Below are 18,588 nucleotides of genomic sequence, written 5' to 3'. Positions count from 1 at the left end.
TGCGCCCCGGCAAGGACGGAGACTGGATGTGACTGCTTCCATCGCGCCGATCGCGCGCGACAATCTGACGACCCGCGTCTACGAGGAGCTGCGCCGTGCCATGATGGAAGGGCGCTTCTGGCCGGGCCATCGCTTCAAGATCCGTGATCTCGCTGCCAGCCTCGAAGTGTCCGAAACGCCGGTGCGCGAGGCACTGATGCAGCTGGTGCGCGAAAAGGGCCTGGAGATGGAGGCGGGCCGTTCGATCACCGTCGCCCAGCTTTCGCTCGCCCAGTATCTTGAGCTGCGCAGCATAAGGCTGCACCTCGAAGGCATGGCGGGCGCGGCGGCGACGACACGCATCGAGCCGCGCGAGATCGATCGCTTGGCGGCGGTGCATGAGAAGCTGATCGCCAACGAGGACAATGGCCACTGGTTCGAAGCCGTTCGCGACAATTGGGAATTCCACCACTCGATCTACCAGGCAGCGGGCATGCCCGAACTGCTCGCCATCATCGAGGGCATCTGGCTGCGCAACGGGCCGCTGGTCAACTATCAATACCCAAACGCCAGGCCGACCTATGATGGTCGCCACCGCCATCTCGACATCCTCGAAGCGTTGCGCGCGCGCGATGAGAACGGCGTGCGCAAAGGCATCCAACAGGACATGATCGAAGGCGGCCGCCTGCTGGTCAAGGTTCTGGAAAGGCTGAACGACGGTTCGGTCACCTCGGAAGAATTGCGCCGCGCGGCGCAGAACGGCCGCCTGGTCTCGGCGGCCGGCTAGGCGATCTTTTCTCTCCAAACGCACAGGCGCTGGCTCACGCCACCTGCGCCGCCGCGGCCATGCCGGCATCGGCGGCCTGAAGCGCCAAGTCCACGTCCTTCGCCGTGTGCGCGGCGCTCAGGAACATGTTGTGCCGGGGGTGGAAATAGGCGCCTTCGCGCAAGGCGGCCGAGCAGAAGGCGTCGGCTTTCTTGAACTCGGAATCGCCGTCGAACAGCACCATTGGCATTGATACCGGGCCGGTCTGGCGAAGCGAAAGGCCATGCTTCTTCGCGGCCGCGTCGAGGCCCGTCCGCAACCTCTCACCGGCTTCATTCATGCTGGCGATCGCGTTGGTTTCGCGCAGCGTCTTGATGGTGGCGATGGAGGCTGCCATGGCAACGGCGCCATACCAGAACGAGCCTGTCACATAGACCTTGGTAGCGGCTTCGCGGAACCGATCCGTGCCGGTGATGGCGGCAAGCGGATAGCCATTGGCGATGGCCTTGGAGAAGGCGGAAAGATCAGGCCGCACGCCGAGCGGCTCCCAGCTGCCGCCGAGGTCGATGCGGAAGCCGGCCCGCACATCGTCGACGATCAGCGCCGCGTCGGCGGCGGCGGTGAGCTCGCGCGCCCTTTTGGCGAAAGCGGCGGTCGGTAGTTCCTGATCGCGGGCAATGTCGTGTCGGAAGGCGGTGACGACGACAGCGGCAAGGTCATTCCCGGCCTGTTCGACGGCCGCCTCCAGGCTGGCGACGTCATTGTAGTCGAAATGGATCAGATGGGCGCGGTCCTCGGCGGTGACGCCGGCGAGTGAGGGCGTGCACCACGGCACGGCACCATGATAGGAGCCGCGCGCCACCAGCACCTTGCGTCGGCCGGTGCCGGCGCGCGCGATGGTCACGCAAGCCGTGGTGGCGTCGGTGCCATTCTTCTGCAGCATCGCCCAGTCGGCATGCGCGACGGTTTTGACCAGCAACTCGGCCAGTTCGACCAGCACTTCACCGGGGCCGTTCATGGCATCACCAAGGCTGCGCTGCCGCGCCGCCGCTTCCTCGACCGCCTTGTGGTGATGCCCAAGGATATTAGGCCCCCAGCTGCACATCAAATCAATGTATTCGCGCCCGTCGACGTCCCACACCCGGCAGCCATCGGCGCGCTCGAAGAACTGCGGATAGGCGGAGCCGAGATAGCGGGTGGCCATATGGCCCCACATGCCGCCCGGAATGACCGAGGCCGCGCGCTCGCGCAGCAATTGGTCCTTGGAGTTGATCAGGGAAGGCATAGCTTGGTCTCCGAACATTGATATATCATATATTGATTCTGAGTGCTGGAAGGACAGGATTTTCCGACCTTCCACAGTGGGAGGACGGGGAGGCGGCTTTCCGCCTCCCCGTCCTCTGTTTGCTTAGTGGCTCAGTTCCGCCAGCGGCAGGTTGCAGCAGGCGCTGTAGCGCACGCCCTTGACGTCGGACTTGTAGGCCAGGATCAGATTCGGGCTGACCAGCGGCAGGATGATCCTGTCCTTGATCATCTCCTCGCCGGCCTGATGCCAGAGCTTGGCGGCTTCGTCGCCACTCGCGGCCAGCGCTGCCTTGTAGATATCCGCTTCCTTCGGGTTGATCACCGATGGGTCACGTTCCGCGCCGGCGCGGCGCGACCATGGGGTGCCTTTGGTCATGGCGAAATAATCAACGTACTGCGAGGTGCCGTAATAGTCCGGCGCGTAGAACACTGCGGTCATCGGGATGCCGTCGCCATTGACGCGCTCGCGCCAGTTGGCAAAGGGGATCGGCTGCAGGTCGAGCTTGATGTTGACCTTGGCCAGATCCTGCTGGACCTTCTGCATCAACAGCGAGAGATCGACGCCGTAGACGTTCATGCCGGGGAAGGCCGCTTCCATCTCGAAGCCGTCGGCATGGCCGGCCTTGGCCAGCAGCGCCTTGGCCTTATCGAGGTCGTAGGGCTGCGCCTCGAAGCCCGACCCGCCGGGGAAGCCGAGCGGGATTGGCGCGCTGATCAGCTGGCCCTCGGAGCCGATGGTGAAGTCGAGGATGCTGGGGCGGTCAAGCGCAAGCGAGATCGCCTCGCGCACGTCAGGCGTCAGCGGAACCTTGTTGGCCTTGGCGCCGGGCGACAGCGCCACGTAGATGAAGTTGTAGGACGGCACGGTCTCGATCTTGACGTCGCTGCCGGTCATCGTCTTGGCCGTGTCCGGGTCGATCTGCATGGCGATGTCGGCGGTGCCGCTCTGCAGCATCTGCGCCTGCGCCACCGCGTCCTTGGTCTGGCGGATGACGACTTCGCTCAGCGCCGGCGCGGTGCGCCAGTACTTGTCGTTGCGCACCAGGCGCACTTCCGAATTCGGCTCATAGGATTTGAGTACGAACGGTGCGCTGCCGGCCGAATGCGCCAGGAACCACGCCTCGGCATTGTCCGTGGTCGAGGCGTCCGCACCGGCCTTGGCGCCGGCTTCCGAAGCGACCTTGCTGTTGACGACGGCGGTATAGGGTGCCGCCGCGATGTTGAGGAATTCCGAGCTCGGGCCACCATTTTGACAACGACCGTGTGTGCGTCCGGGGTCTCGATCGAGGCGACGTTGTCCATCAGGAACGAGGCGCTGCCCTTGAGGTTCTTCAGCCGCTCCCACGACCATTTCACGTCCTTGGCTTCGACCGGCGAGCCGTCCGAGAATTTGGCGGCCGGGTCGAGCGTGAAGGTGAAGCTGGTCTGATCGGCATTGCCTTCCCACTTGGAAGCCAGCAGCGGGATCAGCTTGTTGTCCTTGTCCAGTGTCAGCAGCGATTCATAGACGCTGGAATTGTAGATTTGGCAGGTGTCGCAGAAGGCGCGGTGCGGATCGAGCGAATTGAGGTCGATGTTGCGCGCGATGACCAGCGGCTTCTCGTCCTGCGCGAAGGTCGACGGTGCCCAGAAGGCACTGGTGGCCATAAGCACGGCCGCCAGCATCGTCGCCCTGGTCTTGGTTTTCGGTAGGATATTCATTCCGGTTCTCCCATTTTCTTGTCGGATCGTTGTGGCAATACGTCGGCTCTAACCACTCACACCGGTGAGGGATAAAAGCGCGGCCTTGAGCTTGTCGGCGCCGCCCAGTGCGGCGCGGTTGAGCGGGGCCGATACGACGGGAGCCGAGAGGCTTCCCGTCACATGCAGGATCTCGTGATCGAGATAGTCGAACACGCGGTCCTGAATCTCCTGGGTCAGTCGTCCGCCGAGCGACAGCCCACGCTGCACCTGTTCGACGACAGCAACACGGTTGGTCTTGCGGATCGAGGCTTCGACCAGCGTCCAGTCCAGCCCGGTCGGGTCGAGGCTGCGCAAATCGATGATCTCGGCATCGACGCCGGTTTCCTCGGCCACTTGGCGAGCGACGGCAACCATGCTGGCGCTGGTGAGCAGCGTGCAGGCGCTGCCCCGCCTGACGATCCTGGCCTTGCCGAGCCGCACGCAATAGTCACGATCATCGGTCGGGACAGGGCCTTCGCTCGAAAACAGTTCGACATGCTCGATGACGACGACCGGGTCATCGCACTTCAGCGCTGAATTCATCAGCCCGATATAGTCGAAGGGTGTCGTCGGCACGACGATGCGCCAGCCGGGGTAAAGTGCGAACAGTCCGGAAGGATCGCCCGAATGCTGCGAGCCATAGCCGGTGTGCGGCGAGACGCGCACCCGGACCACGATCGGCACCGGAAAGCCGCCGCCGAACATGTGTCGGACCTTGCTCACCGCATTGAAAAGCTGGTCGGCGGCCACCAGGCAGAAATCGCCGAACATGATCTCGACGATCGGCCGCAACCCACACAGCGCCGCACCCAGCGCCACGCCGACAAAACCATTCTCGGCGATCGGCATGGCCAGCACGCGCTCGGGCCACCGCTCCAGCGCGCCCTTGGTGGCGCCCGAGACGCCTCCACGCAGACGATGCACATCCTCGCCCATGATGATGATGCGCGGGTTCTGCTCCATGGCGCGCGCGATCACTTCCGACGCGGCAACCATGAACTTGACCGGCCTGCTCTCGGCCGGCGGCACGTCTTCGATCTCAAGGAAACGCTCATCCTTGAGTTCCGACAGGTCGCCGCGGATCTGGTTGTCGACTTTGCCGGGATCCGGCCATAGGTGGTCCGGAATGCGCAGCGCGTTGCCGCTCATCTCGGTCAGCGAGTCGGCTGCGGTGTTGACAACCTCCATGACGCGCTGGTCGAGCGTGGCGAGGTCGGAGGCATCGAGAATGCCCATCGTCTTCAGCCGCGCCGCCATTGTGGTGAGCGGGTCACGTGCCTTCCAGGCATCCTCCTCGGCGCGCGAGCGGTAGCCGAACTCGCTGCCCGGCCGCGCGCCGCTCTGATGCAGGAAGCGATAGCAGAGCGCCTCGACCAGCACTGGCCCGCCATCTTCCTCGATCGTCCGGCGCGCTTCGCGCATGGCGTGGTGGACCGCCACGACGTCCATGCCGTCGCACTCGATGCCGCGAAAGCCCAGCATCGGTCCGCGCGACGCCAGCCGCGTCTCGCGCGTCTGTTCGTTGACATGGGTGGAGACGGCATAAAAATTGTTTTCGGCAAAGAAGATCACCGGCAGCCGGTAGAGTGCGGCGATGTTCATCGCCTCATAGGCTGGTCCGGCCATCATCGTGCCGTCGCCGAAGAAGGCGACCGAGATGTTGCCGGTACCAAGCAGCTTGTCGGCCAGCGCGTAGCCTGCTGCATGCGGCAGGTTGCCGCCAATGATGGCGCTGGTGCCGGGAATGCCTGAGGCGTCGTCGCGCATATGCATCGAGCCGCCACGGCCGCCGCAATAGCCTGCGTCGAGACCCATGATTTCGGCCATTAGGCCGCGCACGGAACCCTGCATGTCCGGATTGAAACCGTCATGCAGCGGATCAAAACCGGTTGGCGTCTGCGCATTGACCAGCTTGGCCAGCACCTGGTGATGAGCGCGATGGGTGCCGTTGATGCGGTCACCGGTGCCAAGCACCGACATGGCGCCGACCGCCGTCGCCTCCTGGCCGATGCTGGCATGCGCCGGGCCGTGCACAAGCCCTGCATTGGCCAGGTCGAGCACCTTTTCCTCGAAACGGCGGATCAGCAGCATCTGGTGATACCAGCGCACCAGGCTCGACACCTCGGCCGCGTTCCAGTCGGAATCGTCGACGTCGAGCCGCAACCAGGGCGCGGATGGCTGGATCGATGTCTGCTGGACCATTCAGCTAGCTCCGTTCTGGTAGATGATATATCAAATATTTTCTCAGTCGATTGTGTCAGGCGATTTTCTGGACATGACACTGGCTTGCGGGGTTCGGCATACAAATGGAATTAAATTTCATTTTCCGCGCGGAGCCGAGACTAAGCTGGGATGGCGGCGTTCCGCAAGTGGAATTTTTGAGATGATCGGCAAGTCATTCCGGTCTTGAAAACCGAACGCCGAACGCCTGAGACCACACAACGACCTTAAAGGCTGCGAGCATGTAGGCATCCTCGCCGCAGGGGTGACGGGCGCGTCAGATTGCAGATGCCATCCCTTTCTGGTATGATATTATCACACCAATTTATAGGAGAGATCATGGCAGCAACAGAAAAACGCACGTTTAGTCTGCCAGCGGAACAGGCTGCCTTTATCGACCGTCTCGTTGAATCCGGAACCTATGCGACCAGCAGCGAAGTGATCCGCGCCGGGCTTCGTGCCCTGCAAGAGCGCGACGCGGCTGTAGAGCGCTGGCTACGCGAGGAAGTCGTGCCGACCTATGACAGATGGAAGGCAGATCCCACGGGTATTTCCGTAGAAGAGATGGCCGAGGGGGCGCGCAAACGCCACCAGGCGCGTTAGCGGAGAGACGCGTTGTGGCGACTTGAGTCCCGGCTACCGGTCCGCCCGATGCTGGAAGAACTGCAAAAACAGTTCACGTTCGGTGGTGATATCGAGCTTCTCGTAGATGCGCCGGCGGTGATTCTTGACCGTGCCGACCGTGATACCGAGGCGCTCGGCGATGTTGGCGGTCGGGTGGCCGGCCAGGATGAGCTGGACCAGTTCCCGCTCGCGCTGCGACAGTTCGGGCCACAGGCTCGTCGGGATGGTCGGCTCTTGCCGGGGCGAAGCGCCGGGGCCGGTCGGCGCCGATGTCCGGGAAAAGTCCGCGCCCCGCGCGGTAATGTCGAGCGCATGCAGCGCCTCGAACACCGGTAGCCGCTCCTCCAGTTGGGCGATTTCGCTGTCCTTGAATGCGGCGATCGAGCGGTCGAGGAAGATTCCGAGACACCAGTCGCCGCCATCGGCCAGCATGATGCCGACCTCGTCACAGATTTCCGACTGCGCCAGGAAGCCGGCTATATACTGGCCGCGCTTGGCCTCATCGTCGGCAAGCCGTTTCAGCGGCATGATGCCGAGCCGGCGCTCCCGCCGCCACGAGGCATAGAACGGGTCGAAGACATAGTAGTTGTCGAGATAGAGCCGTACCATCTCATCCGAGAAGCGCCGGTGCTTGACGAATTCCGGTGTCTGCGTCGCCGAATAGCGCGTCACCGTGACGAGGTCGTGCTCGATATCCCCGCCGATCAGGTCGATCAGGCAGTCGACATGCCTGTCCGTGCCGGTGGCGGCGATCGCCCTGGCGAGCGGCGCCCAGATAGTGCCCATGCGCATGCCCTCTTCTCGGCGATCCCGGCCTGACAGTCATTGTGTCTTTAGGCATATGGCGCGGTGCCGCCTCTCGAATCTAGCCTTGCTCCATCCTAGACCAGATACCGAGGCGACCGTGACCCAACCCAATCCCTCTGCCCCGATAATCGGCAATCCGATCGTGATCGGTATCGACGCCGGCGGCACCATGACCGACACGATCCTTGTCGATCAGGACGGCCACTTCAAGATCGGCAAGTCGGCAACCACGCCGAAGAACGAAGCCGAGGGCTTCCTCGCATCGGCCGAGGACGCGGCGGATGCCTGGGGCATCTCGCTGGAGTCCCTGTTTTCCGGCGTCAACGTCGTGCTCTATTCCGGCACCGGCATGCTCAACACGCTGCTGTCGCGCACCGGCCGTCGCCTCGGCCTGATCACCACCAAGGGCCTGGAGGACATGATCCTGATGGGCCGCGGCCTGCAGGCCTGGGCTGACTATTCCTATGCCGACCGGTTGCATGCGGTGACGCATCATCATCCCGATCCGCTGGTGCCGCGCCGCCGCACCCATGGCGTCACCGAGCGCATTGACCAGTTCGGCGACATCGTGCTGCCGGTCTACGAGCATGAGGTTTCCGCCGCTGCGAAAAAGCTGATCGCCGATAAGGTCGAGGCGATCTGCATCATGACCATCTTCTCGCACGTCAATCCGGTGCACGAGAAGCGCATTGCCGAGATCTGCCGCGAGGAGATCGCAAAGGCCGGCGCTGATATCCTCGTCTACACCAGCCACGAGGTCCGCCCGGTCATCCGCGAACAGTCGCGGCTGAACTCGGTGCTGATCGAAGCCTACGCCACCTCGCGCGGCCGCAAGCAGCTTAGGGGTATCGAGGACGTCTCGAAGAAATACGGCTTCAAATATGGCGTGCAGACGCTGCTCTCCTTCGGCGGCCTGACCTCGATCAACCATCCGCGCCTGCACGAAACCATGATCTCCGGCCCGATCGGCGGCATCCTCGGCGCGGCCTATGTCGGCAAGCTGATCGGCAACGATTCGCTGATCTGCTCGGACATGGGCGGCACCTCCTTCGACATGGGTGTGATTTCACGCGGCCAGACGCGGGTCGAGAACGAGCCGCTGATGGACCGTTTCAAGCTAAACGTGCCGACGCTGCATCTCGACACGATCGGCGCCGGCGCCGGCATGATCCTGAAGGTCGACCCACTGACCAAGAAAGTCTCGCTCGGGCCGGAAAGCGCCGGCTCCGATCCCGGCCCGATCTGCTTCGCCAAGGGCGGCACCGAACCCACCATCGCCGACTGCGACGCCATCCTCGGTCGCCTCAATCCCTACTATTTCCTGGGCGGCAAGGTCGTCTTGCAGGTCGAGAAGGCGCGCAAGGCCTTCGAGGAAAAGTGCTCCAGCATCCTTGGCGTCGGCGTCGAGGAAGCCGCCGAAGGCATGATCGACATGCTGGAGGCCGACGCCAACAACGCGCTGCGCCGTGTCATCTCCGGCCAGGGCATCCACCCCTCGGAATTCACCTTGCTCTCCTATGGCGGCTCCGGACCGCTGCATCTGGCCGGCTGCTCCAGGGGCATCGGCTTCAAGGACATCATCACCTTCCAGTTCGCCGCCGCCTTCTCGGCCTTCGGCTGCACCACCGCCGATTTCATGCGCCGCCATTCAGTGTCGACGCAGCACGACATGGGCGCTCGGGCCAGCGATGACGAGCTGCTCGCCTTCGGCAAAAAGGTCACCACGGTCTGGAACGACCTGACCAAGGCCGCGGTCGACGAGATGATCACCGACGGCCATAGCAGGGACAAGATCAAGACCGTGCCGTTCCTGATGATGCGCTACACCGGCCAGCTCGAGGATGTCGAAGTCATGGCGCCGCTCGCCGAGGTCAACTCCGCCGACGACATGCGCAAGGTCATTGACGAGTTCGAAGCGGTCTACGCCAAGGTCAATCATCGCGTGTCGCGTTATGGCGAGGCCGGCTTCACCATCACCGAGCTTGGCCTCATCGCCACAGCCGACAAGGTCAAGCCAGTGCTGCTCAAGCGGCCGCTCGGCAAGTCCGACCCGGCAGCCGCCCACAAGGGCGTGCGCGAGGCCTATATTGGCGGGCGCTGGCACAAGGCTAATCTCTACGAGATGGATCTCCTGCAGCCCGGCCATGAAATGATCGGTCCCGCCATCATCGAACATCCCGCCACCACGCTCGTCGTTCATCCGCAGGACCGTGTCCATGTCGATGAATGGACGCTGCTGCACTACACCCACGCTTGAGAGGGCGACCGCCATGTTGGACAAACCTGCTTCGGCCCTGCGCCTTCGCGAAAGACTGCTCGATTCCGAGCGGCTGATGGAGGAGACCGGCTGCTATGACGGCATTACGGAACTCATGCTGCGCAACCAGGATCCGCTGAAATTCGAGACGCTGCACACCAAGCTGCGTGCCTACTGCGTCTCGGCCCGCGAAATGGCGCGTCGCATCTCGGCTTCGCCTGGCGTGCGCGAGGTCGGTGAAATGGTGGTCGCCATCTACACGCCCGAGGGCGACGCCATCGCGCTGTCCAACGGCATCATGGTGCATGTCCACACGATGAGCCGCTTCATCAAGTGGATGATCAAGAACAATTACGAGGAAAACCCGAAGATCCGCGAAGGCGACATCTTCGCCAACAACGATGCTTTCATCGGCACCGTGCAGGTGCCCGACGTCATGGACGTGGTGCCGATCTTCCATGAAGGCACGCTGGTCGGCTGGGCTGGTGCGGTCTGCCACGAGCTGGAAGCCGGCGGCATCACCCCCGGCGGCGACGTCTGTCTGGCGCAGGAACGCTTCACCGAAGGCCTGTTCGTCTGCGCCGAGAAGATCGGCGAGAATGACGAGATCCGCCGCGACTACGTCATCCGCTGCGAGCGCAATCTGCGCATGCCGATCTACTGGGTGCTCGACGAGAAGGCCAAGGTAGCCTCCTGCATCGACATGCGCGAAAGCGTCCAGCAGTTGATCTCGGAGATCGGCCTGGACTACTGGATGAAGGTGTCGAAGGAGTTCATCGAGGAGGGCCGCCGCGCCCAGCTCGCCCGCACCCGCCAGCTCACCGTTCCCGGCATCTATCGTGGCCACACCTTCTACGGCCACGTCACGGCGGGCAAGCCTGGTTTCCAGCTGCTCGGCGATCCTGATTGGCTCTACAACATCCCGATCGAGATGGAGATCACCACCGACGGCAAGATCACCATGGACTTCGAGGGCACGCAGCCCTGGGGCTACCATTCGATGAACTGCACGCCGGCCGGCATGGATGGCGGCATGTTCGTGACGCTGACCCAGCACATGAATTTCGAGGGCCTGGTCAATGACGGCGCCTGGATGGCGACCGAGCTGAAACTGCCGCATGGCACCTGGACCAACCCCGACAATGAGATGGTGGCGACCGCCACCTCATGGGCGCTGCTGCTGCCGGCCTATGGTGTGTTCCAGCGGCTCTTGTCACGGGGCTTCGTCGCCCGCGGGTTCGTCGAGGAGGCCTTTGTCGGCCAGGTCAACAGCCCGATGATCGAGATGGGCGGAGAGAGCCAGTACGGCACGCCGTTCGGCATGGCGCATTTCGAATGCGCTGCTGCTGGCTCCGGTGCGCTCGCCATCGCGGACGGTCTCGACACCGCCTATGTCGGCTGGAATCCGGAATCCGACATGGGCAACATCGAGGTGTGGGAACAGTCGATGCCGATGGTCTATATCGGTCGCTCGATTGTCCCCAATTCGGGCGGCGCCGGCAAATATCGCGGCGGCTGTTCGTTCGTCTCGACCTGGCTGATCAACAAGACCTCGCATCTGCGGCTCCACACCTCGGAGCATTCCTCGCGCGTGTTCGACAATGGCGGCATGTGCGGCGGTTATCCCGCGCCGACCTGCCAGAAGCATCGCGCGGTGCGCAACTCCAACATCCATGAACTGGCGGCCAAAGGCGAGCCGCTGGCGCATGCGCCCGGCATCGATCCTGACGTCTCCGACTATGAGAAGAATATCGGCGGCGACCATGTCGTGGTCGAAGGCCCCTACATCACCGCGCCGCACAAATCCGGCGACATCTTCAGCCATTCCTACAATGGCGGCGGCGGCTATGGCGACGTGCTGGAGCGCGACCCGATCAAGACGGCCTGGGATGTCGAGAACGGTTTCCTCACCCGCCAGGCGGCCGACCAGATTTTCGGCATCATCCTCAAGGACGACGCAGAGGGCTATCCGGTCGCCGATATCGACGCCACGGTCGAACGCCGCGCCGCCATGCGCGAAGAGCGCCTGGCCAAGGCGATCCCGGTTACAGACTGGATCGCCGCCGAGCGCGGTCGCGTCGAGAAGGCTGACTTCGCCCCGGAAGTGAAGAAAATGTATGCCAGCGCGATCAAGCTTTCCTCGCGCTTCACCAAGGATTTCAGCGATTTCTGGAACGTCGACGCTAGGTCGATCTTCATGCCGGGAGCAAAGCCATGACCTCGTACAGCAAGGAAGTCCTTGCCGATCTGGCCGCCGGCCAGCTGCCCTGGCCGCAGACAAAGCGCATCATGAGCGCCTACAAGGACGATGACCGCTTCTTCAAGATGGTCGCCGTCTATCAGGACCGCGTCGCCTGGAAGGACCCGATCCTGCTGCCGGTCTCGGATCATTTGTTCATCTGCCAGAGCGGCGACGAGCGCATCACCCGGTGCGAATGCGGCCACTCCTTCGGCGACTACCGCAAGAACTGGAAGCTGAAGGCCGCGATCATCGTGCGCAACACCGATGAAGCATTGCGCGAGATCTACCCGAACAGCGATATCCCCGATCCGCAGTGGATGGAGATCCGCGAATTCATCTGCCCGCAATGCGGCACCGTGCACGAGGTCGAAGCGGCTGCACCCGGCTATCCCATCGTGCATGATTTCGAACCCGACCTCGAAGGCTTCTACCGCGAATGGCTGGGCAAACCGCTCTAGGAAACTGATTTGTGAACCGCGTCGCCGGCAAGGTAGCGTCCTTTGCCGGCACCGGCCTATGAATAGCGTGTCGGACGTTGGCATCGGAGACTGGCCTCATGACAAATCTTTCCGGCCGCAGCGCGATCGTCACCGGCGGGTTATCCGGCATGGGCTTCGCCATTGCCACGGCCCTGGCGCAGGCCGGCGCCAATGTCGCCGTCGGCTCCTACATTGCCCCCGCCGGGGCCGACAAATCCGATGCCGCCTACTATCCCGGCGCCGACGAGATCGAGCGGGTTCGCGCAGCTCTCGCGGCCCACGGCACGAGGGTTCACGCTGCTCATCTCGATGTCCGTGACAGTGAGGTCACCAACCTTTTCGTGGCCGAAGCCGAAGCCGCCGTCGGCCCCTCGAACATCCTTGTCAACGCCGCCGGCACCACCGCCGAGCAGCCGGTCTGCGGCCATTCCGACGCGCTATGGGACAAGATCGTAGACACCAACCTGACCGGCGCATTCCGCGCTACCCGTGCCGTGCTTCCCGGCATGATCGAGCGCGGCTGGGGGCGCATCGTCAACATCGGCTCGACCGCCGCTTCCGTCGGCTGGAAGGATAACCCCGCCTATTGCGCCTCCAAGGCCGGACTTCTCGGCCTCACCCGCTGCGTGGCTCTGGAAGGGGCCGCACACGGCGTCACCTGCGTCATGATCAGCCCGACCTGGGTCGAGACCGAACTGATGCGCCGCAATGTGGCGCAGGTCGTCGAGCGCGAGGGCAAGGGCCGCAGCGCCCAGGAAGCGATGGCCGAAATCGCCAGAGGCAATCCGCAGCAGCGCATGCTGCAGCCGCAGGAGATCGCCGCTCTGGCGGTATTCCTGTGCTCGGATCTCGCCAAAGGCATCACCATGGAAAACATACAGATCACCGGCGGAGCCCTTTGGTAGCGTGTTCTCCTCGCCTGATCCGGGCGGGCGTGCTGGGTGGGCTACCGGCTGATCTCTCCCCGTTCGCTAAGCAATTCCAGGAAAAGTGTGAACGGTTTCCCGTCCGGAATCGCGTCAAAACAAAGAGTTAGGGCGGTTTGCCGTTTCCGTGAAACGGCGAACTGCTCTAGTGTAAGACAAGGTGACCGGATTTGCCATTGAGCATGCGGTGCGATAGGTTATATTGCACTGCACAATGGAGATGCCCCTTATTGCACGCCCCAGTTTGCGGATATGTCGGCCAGCTTGCGGCCTGCCTGGCTTGCCGGCCCTGGGTCGCGTCAACGGGACTCTGAGATGAAGATTCCAAAGTCCCTGCTGGTCGATCCCGAGAAGAATTCGGTCTATGGCGCCTTTGCCGTTGCCGTCTCGATCTGGGCGTTCTCCTACTCCGTCATTTTCGGCCAGGTGCTGATCCTGGCCTACTACGCCGTCTGGCTTCCGCTGATCCTGGTCGACTACCGGCGCTTCCTGCGGCAACTGTCCAGCGCCTGGCTGCCGCTGCTGTTCGCGGCCTATATCTGCTTCTCCGTCTTCTGGTCGCAGGCACCCGGCGTCACCGCCAGAACCGCGATCCAGTATCTTTCCCACATTGCCTGTGCCTATGTCGCGGCGCGCACCGTCAGCGTGCGTACTCTGACGCTGGGCGCGCTGATCGGCATATTCGTCGTTATGCTCTACTCGCTCAAGGTAGGGGCCTATTCCGAGGACGTTCTCGACGGCAGCTACAGTTTCGTCGGCGCGTTTGCCTCCAAGAACCAGATCGGCTTTGTCGCCTCGCTGGGTATCTATTTCAGCGTGGTATACCTTGCCTTTTACCGGCGCGGCCGGCTGAGCCTGATCCTGGCTTTGCCTGTCGTGATCTTGTCGACGTATCTTCTGGCGCTCTCCCATTCCGCCACGTCGATGGCCTCGATCCCTGCGGTGCTGGCGCTGGTGGCCCTTCTCGCCATGACCAAGCTACTGCCGAGACGTTATCGCCGGGTCATTTTCATAGTTGGCGCGGGCCTGCTGGTCGTGGCGGTCTTTGTCGCCCTTAATCTCGGTCTGATGGATTTCGTTCTCGGCATCTTCGGTAAGGATTCGACGCTTACGGGGCGGACCTATCTCTGGGACCAGGGCTGGAACACCGCGCAGCGGTCACCGATCCTTGGTGTCGGCTATGCAGCCTACTGGGTGCAGGGCTTTGCCGAAGCCGAGCGGCTCTGGAACGAATTCTACATAACCTCGCGCACGGGCTTTCATTTCCACAACACCTATATCGAAGCCCTCGTCGAACTTGGCTTCGTTGGCGCGGTTATGATTTCGCTGATTATCCTGCGCACGCTGGTCGGCCACGTCACCGCGGTGATCTTCAGGACGTGGCAGACCGAGCCGGTGATCCTTGCAGGCGTGATGGTGCTGTTGGTGATCAGGTCATTCGTCGAGGTCGATATCCTCAACCCCTACATAATGGGCTCGTTCTTGCTCTATTACAGTCACTTCAAACTGGCGCGGGTGCCTGTTACCCGCACGCGATGGGCGCGGGCCGGCTTCATGGAGCCCGGTGGCCCGGAGAAGTCGGCATTGCCCGGCTAATCGGTTCCGACCAAGGCGCGTAGCGGCTTTGACCGACAGGGATCAAGTACGGATGTAGTCGGGGGATGCCACGACCTCGCGCAGGATCCGGGCAGGATTTCCTGCCACAAGGCTTCGCGGGGGAACGCTCTTCGTGACGACCGATCCGGCGCCAATGACGCTGTGGTCGCCAAGCTCGACCCCGGGCAGAATTATGGAATTTCGACCGATCCAGACATTGTCGCCGATGAGAACGGCTTTGGTCTTGACGCCCGAGCCTTCGTCGATCTCGTGATAGTTCGAATCCTGGATGACGACGCAATCGCCAATAAGACAGTTTTTCCCGATGCTTACACGGAGCGCGGCATCGATCATGACGCCGCTGTTGATGAACGATCTCGAACCGATAGACAGCTTGCCTTTGCCCGACACATGAAACCAGGAGCGCGATCCGAAACCGCGAAATGAGACAAGCGAGCCAAATTCAATTGCGCCTCTTCCGGCGATGTGAGGCGGCGTTCCCAGCACGGAAACCCGATCGGCAATTTTTATGCCTCTCATCCTCCAGACGAGCGTGAAAATCGAACCCTTCAAATATCTTCGAATGCGGTAGACGTTCACGACGCCATCTCTTCGTTCGCCCGCGACGGTATCGTCACGCAGGCAGGATTATCAGGCAGGGTAATACGTGGTCTTCGATGGACAGTGGGCTTGCGCGCCCGCGAGACCTGTCTTCTTCAAACGCCTGCAAACGCTCGATGCTCTTTATCGAAATCCTACTGGCTGGCCAGCGGCGCCATCTTGACCTTGATCACGTCGCCGGGCAGCACCGGCGTGTCTTCCTTGGCGGTGATTTCGCTGGTCTTGCCGTCGACATTGCGGACCAGCGAATAGACGAGAGTGGGCTGCTGGTCATTGGTGATGGCTGCTGTCGTCGAGGGATCGCTGGCCTGGGCGATCAGGCCTTTCTGCATATTCACCTTCAGCGCGGCCTCGTTCAGGTCGGCTTCGGTCTGCTGGCGGTCTGCGGCGAGACTCGAGCTCAACGTGTTCTGGGCATCGATGGCGTCCTGCGTCGCCTTGCTGATCGACTGCTTGGCGGTGAGGATGGCTGTCTCGTAGTCCAGGATCTTGCCCTGCAGGTCGGTGACCGACTGCTGCGAATCCAACAGCCGCGAATTGGCGACAAGGCCCTTCTGCGCCAGCGGACCGATGCTGGCGAGCTGCTGCTGGGCCAAGTCGACCTGCTTCTGCTGGTTGACGATCTTCTTCTGCAGCGATTCGATTTCGGCCTGCAGGACGCCCTTGAGGTCGTCGAGCGCCTCGAGCTTCAGCTTCAGCGCCTTCTGGTCCGCCGTCAGGATCGTCATTTCGTCGGCGACGATGGTCGGCAGCCTTGGATCGCTCTGGACCTCCTGCGGCGCTTCGAAGCTCGCCTTGCCGGCCAGATCGGCATCGATGCGGGCGCGCCTGACGATCAACCGGACGCGCTGGTCGTCGGAAATATCGAAATTGCCCTTGGCGGTAACCAGGTCCTTGCCGAGCTGCGGGCCGTAATCGGTGTTGCGCCTGATGCCGCCGGCGACACTGATCGCCTTCAGCACCGTCAGATCGGGCACAAAGGGAAATTGGCCGGGGTTCTGCACCTCGCCGGAAATATAGAACGGGCGGAATTGCGCCATCTCGACCGAGGCTTCGGGCTTGTCCGACAGAGCGAGCTTGTGCTGCAGCGCTTCGCCGATCGCGGCCGCGACTTCCGCCGTGGTCTTGCCGGCCGCCGGCAACTCGCCGACGAAAGGCACCGACAGCGTTCCGCCCGGACCGACCGTGTATTCACCGTTCACCGCCGACCAGTCACGGAACGTGCCTTCCACGGTCTGCCATTCGGCGATGCGGATGGTGAGCTTGTCTTGCGAGCCGAGCTGGTATTCGCCTGATATGGCGATCTGGGGAAGAAAAGCGAGCGACACCGCAAGGCACGTGGCCATGAGCCGCGAGCGGCCGGAAAGAGGGCCGCTGCCAAAGGCTTCGAACATGTCTGTTTTCAACTGAACGTTCCGATCCGTTTTAGCCCCATCGCCCGATGAGCTTGCCGCCGGATGCCTGGTGCCGGCGGCCGGTCAGTAAGAGCCGCGTGACATCCAGACGGCCGGCACAGTCTTGATGATGATGCGAACGTCGCCGAACAGCGACCAATTCTCGACATAGTGGCGATCGAAGGCGACACGGCTGTCATAGGAGACGTCGTTGCGGCCGCTCACCTGCCACAGGCCGGTCAGGCCGGGCCGCGACTTCAGATAGTACACGGCGGCACTGCCGTAGATTTCCAGCTCGTCGCGTACCACCGGGCGAGGCCCGACAAGGCTCATGTCGCCTTGCAGGATGTTGATGATCTGCGGCAGTTCATCGAGGCTGAGCTTGCGCAACACCGCGCCGACGCGGGTGACACGCGGATCGTTCTTCAGCTTGCGGGTCGCTATCCACTCCGCGTTGGCGTCCGGATTGGTGGCAAGGTAGGCCGCCAATACCTTGTCGCCGTCGGGAACCATGGTGCGGAACTTCAGGCATGGGAAAATCCGTCCGCCGCGCCCGATTCGCCGATGACCGTAGAAAATCGATCCGCCGTCGGAAAATTTGACCAGCAGCGCGATCATGATGAACAGCGGGCTGAGTGCGATCAACCCCGCCAGCGAACCGGCAATATCGAAGCTGCGCTTGATGAGGCCGCCGATCGGCGGCGGAAAGTCGGTGTCAGGCTGCGAAAAGTCCGCCGTGGCCGACTTGGCAATATCCCTCATGCGGAAACTCCATGCGTTGAACGAATGGTTCACCACAAAGATATCAAAAAAATGCTGCAGCGCAACACACAATTTCCCAGACCCTTGAAATAGTCACGTCATGAATTGACTAAATTATAAGCTAGCGATGCACATTTTTCGGGATGCTTAGCACATTTGTGACAATAAATGGGCAAGTGAAAAAAAATAAGGATATTTTTGGGGCGATTTTTGGGCAAGCCGTTCTCGGCGGTCCGGAATGGTGCATTTTAGTGCTTTAGGAAGGTGCGAAGTTCGCGACGATTAACATAAAATACTACTTAATATTGTGGATTGTACTGAAAAAACATAGCCGCTTCAGGTTGAGTGAATTGTGGTAGTGTGCATTGCAGCATGGCAGAGTCGATCGCGTAAGCTCAATCAAAAATATGTGCGGTTGCCCTTGCCGCCCTCTGCTCGCCTTAATAGAATTGCAAATTATACCTGTCAGAGTGGCGACAGGTTGAAAGGCCGGAAGCAACCGGTCGATAGCGGGCATCCTTACAAGCCCGCGTAACAAGGGACGGCGCTCGGGTGGGGCTATCGTTGGATATAACCCGAGCCGGTTTATGGGCTGTTGGGTATGTCACTTCCAAAATTCATCGTCGGGATGGTTTTCGCTCTTGCGATCGTCGTCGCCTGGTCCTGGCTTGGCGGCGCTTCGCTAGGCACGACGCTGCTGCGTGTCATCATCTGCGCCGTGGTCATCCAGGCCGGCTATTTCGTCATCGTCTATGCCATGATCGCCAGGAGCGCGCCGACGCCGGCCGACATGGCGCGCGAGGCCGAAAGAAAGCTGAGCTCACCCGACGTTACGGAAGGCGAGAAGCTGGGCAGTGCCAGGCGCAGTCTGCACTAGTTTCCACGGGG

At 62.1% G+C, this 18,588-nt stretch carries 14 protein-coding genes and 1 pseudogene; 8 read left to right on the top strand and 7 right to left on the bottom strand.

Annotated elements, in window-relative coordinates; translation table 11 throughout:
- Positions 1–28 precede the first annotated feature (28 nt).
- Positions 29–766, top strand: coding sequence for a GntR family transcriptional regulator (locus tag ACZYHG_RS03630; RefSeq protein ID WP_464612579.1), 738 nt, complete (start codon positions 29–31; stop codon positions 764–766).
- Positions 767–800: 34 nt separating this feature from the next.
- Here the strand turns inward: ACZYHG_RS03630 and ACZYHG_RS03625 are convergent, their stop codons facing one another.
- From ACZYHG_RS03625 to ACZYHG_RS03615, 3 genes and pseudogenes are all read right to left on the bottom strand, one after another.
- Entirely contained in the window at positions 801–2,030 is a 1,230-nt protein-coding gene (locus ACZYHG_RS03625) for an aminotransferase class III-fold pyridoxal phosphate-dependent enzyme (protein ID WP_464612578.1), read from the bottom strand.
- Positions 2,031–2,153: 123 nt separating this feature from the next.
- Positions 2,154–3,715: pseudogene (locus tag ACZYHG_RS03620) on the bottom strand (ABC transporter substrate-binding protein).
- A gap of 84 nt (positions 3,716–3,799) precedes the next feature.
- Entirely contained in the window at positions 3,800–5,974 is a 2,175-nt protein-coding gene (locus tag ACZYHG_RS03615; RefSeq protein WP_464612577.1) for an alpha-ketoacid dehydrogenase subunit alpha/beta, read from the bottom strand.
- A 357-nt stretch (positions 5,975–6,331) separates the two neighbouring features.
- Here ACZYHG_RS03615 and ACZYHG_RS03610 point away from each other — a divergent pair, with 357 nt between their 5' ends.
- Complete coding sequence (locus ACZYHG_RS03610; RefSeq protein ID WP_464612576.1) at positions 6,332–6,595, top strand: type II toxin-antitoxin system ParD family antitoxin; 264 nt, start codon at positions 6,332–6,334, stop codon at positions 6,593–6,595.
- A gap of 33 nt (positions 6,596–6,628) precedes the next feature.
- Here the strand turns inward: ACZYHG_RS03610 and ACZYHG_RS03605 are convergent, their stop codons facing one another.
- Complete coding sequence (locus ACZYHG_RS03605) at positions 6,629–7,408, bottom strand: helix-turn-helix transcriptional regulator (protein WP_464612575.1); 780 nt, start codon at positions 7,406–7,408, stop codon at positions 6,629–6,631.
- A gap of 142 nt (positions 7,409–7,550) precedes the next feature.
- Between ACZYHG_RS03605 and ACZYHG_RS03600 the strand changes: the two genes are divergently transcribed.
- The 5 genes from ACZYHG_RS03600 (at position 7,551) to ACZYHG_RS03580 (ending at position 14,923) form a co-directional block, all read left to right on the top strand.
- Entirely contained in the window at positions 7,551–9,680 is a 2,130-nt protein-coding gene (locus ACZYHG_RS03600) for a hydantoinase/oxoprolinase family protein (RefSeq protein ID WP_464614607.1), read from the top strand.
- A gap of 13 nt (positions 9,681–9,693) precedes the next feature.
- On the top strand, positions 9,694–11,898 hold the full coding sequence (locus tag ACZYHG_RS03595; RefSeq protein ID WP_464612574.1) for a hydantoinase B/oxoprolinase family protein: 2,205 nt from the start codon (positions 9,694–9,696) through the stop codon (positions 11,896–11,898).
- Positions 11,895–12,380 carry an acetone carboxylase subunit gamma gene (locus ACZYHG_RS03590; protein WP_464612573.1) on the top strand — a complete coding sequence of 162 codons (486 nt, stop codon included), beginning with the start codon at positions 11,895–11,897 and terminating at the stop codon, positions 12,378–12,380. The genes ACZYHG_RS03595 and ACZYHG_RS03590 overlap by 4 nt, the downstream gene beginning before the upstream one ends.
- Positions 12,381–12,478: 98 nt before the next feature.
- Positions 12,479–13,306, top strand: coding sequence for an SDR family NAD(P)-dependent oxidoreductase (locus tag ACZYHG_RS03585; RefSeq protein ID WP_464612572.1), 828 nt, complete (start codon positions 12,479–12,481; stop codon positions 13,304–13,306).
- A gap of 336 nt (positions 13,307–13,642) precedes the next feature.
- Complete coding sequence (locus ACZYHG_RS03580; RefSeq protein WP_464612571.1) at positions 13,643–14,923, top strand: O-antigen ligase family protein; 1,281 nt, start codon at positions 13,643–13,645, stop codon at positions 14,921–14,923.
- Between the two features lie 42 nt (positions 14,924–14,965).
- Here the strand turns inward: ACZYHG_RS03580 and ACZYHG_RS03575 are convergent, their stop codons facing one another.
- From ACZYHG_RS03575 to ACZYHG_RS03565, 3 genes are all read right to left on the bottom strand, one after another.
- A complete protein-coding gene (locus tag ACZYHG_RS03575; RefSeq protein ID WP_464612570.1) occupies positions 14,966–15,523 on the bottom strand; it encodes an acyltransferase in 558 nt (185 codons plus the stop codon).
- Between the two features lie 155 nt (positions 15,524–15,678).
- The gene (locus tag ACZYHG_RS03570; protein ID WP_464612569.1) at positions 15,679–16,938 is read right to left on the bottom strand and encodes a polysaccharide biosynthesis/export family protein; all 1,260 of its coding nucleotides are present in this window, start codon (positions 16,936–16,938) and stop codon (positions 15,679–15,681) included.
- Positions 16,939–17,022: 84 nt separating this feature from the next.
- Positions 17,023–17,700, bottom strand: coding sequence for a sugar transferase (locus ACZYHG_RS03565; RefSeq protein ID WP_464612568.1), 678 nt, complete (start codon positions 17,698–17,700; stop codon positions 17,023–17,025).
- Positions 17,701–18,301: 601 nt separating this feature from the next.
- On the opposite strand from ACZYHG_RS03565, the gene ACZYHG_RS03560 reads away from it, so the two are divergent.
- Positions 18,302–18,577: an exopolysaccharide production repressor exox gene (locus tag ACZYHG_RS03560; RefSeq protein ID WP_464612567.1), complete on the top strand. Its 276-nt coding sequence runs from the start codon at positions 18,302–18,304 to the stop codon at positions 18,575–18,577.
- The last annotated feature ends 11 nt before the right edge of the window (positions 18,578–18,588 follow it).

Source organism: Mesorhizobium subarcticum, assembly GCF_055456085.1.
This window is presented reverse-complemented; position numbering and strand designations above follow the sequence as displayed.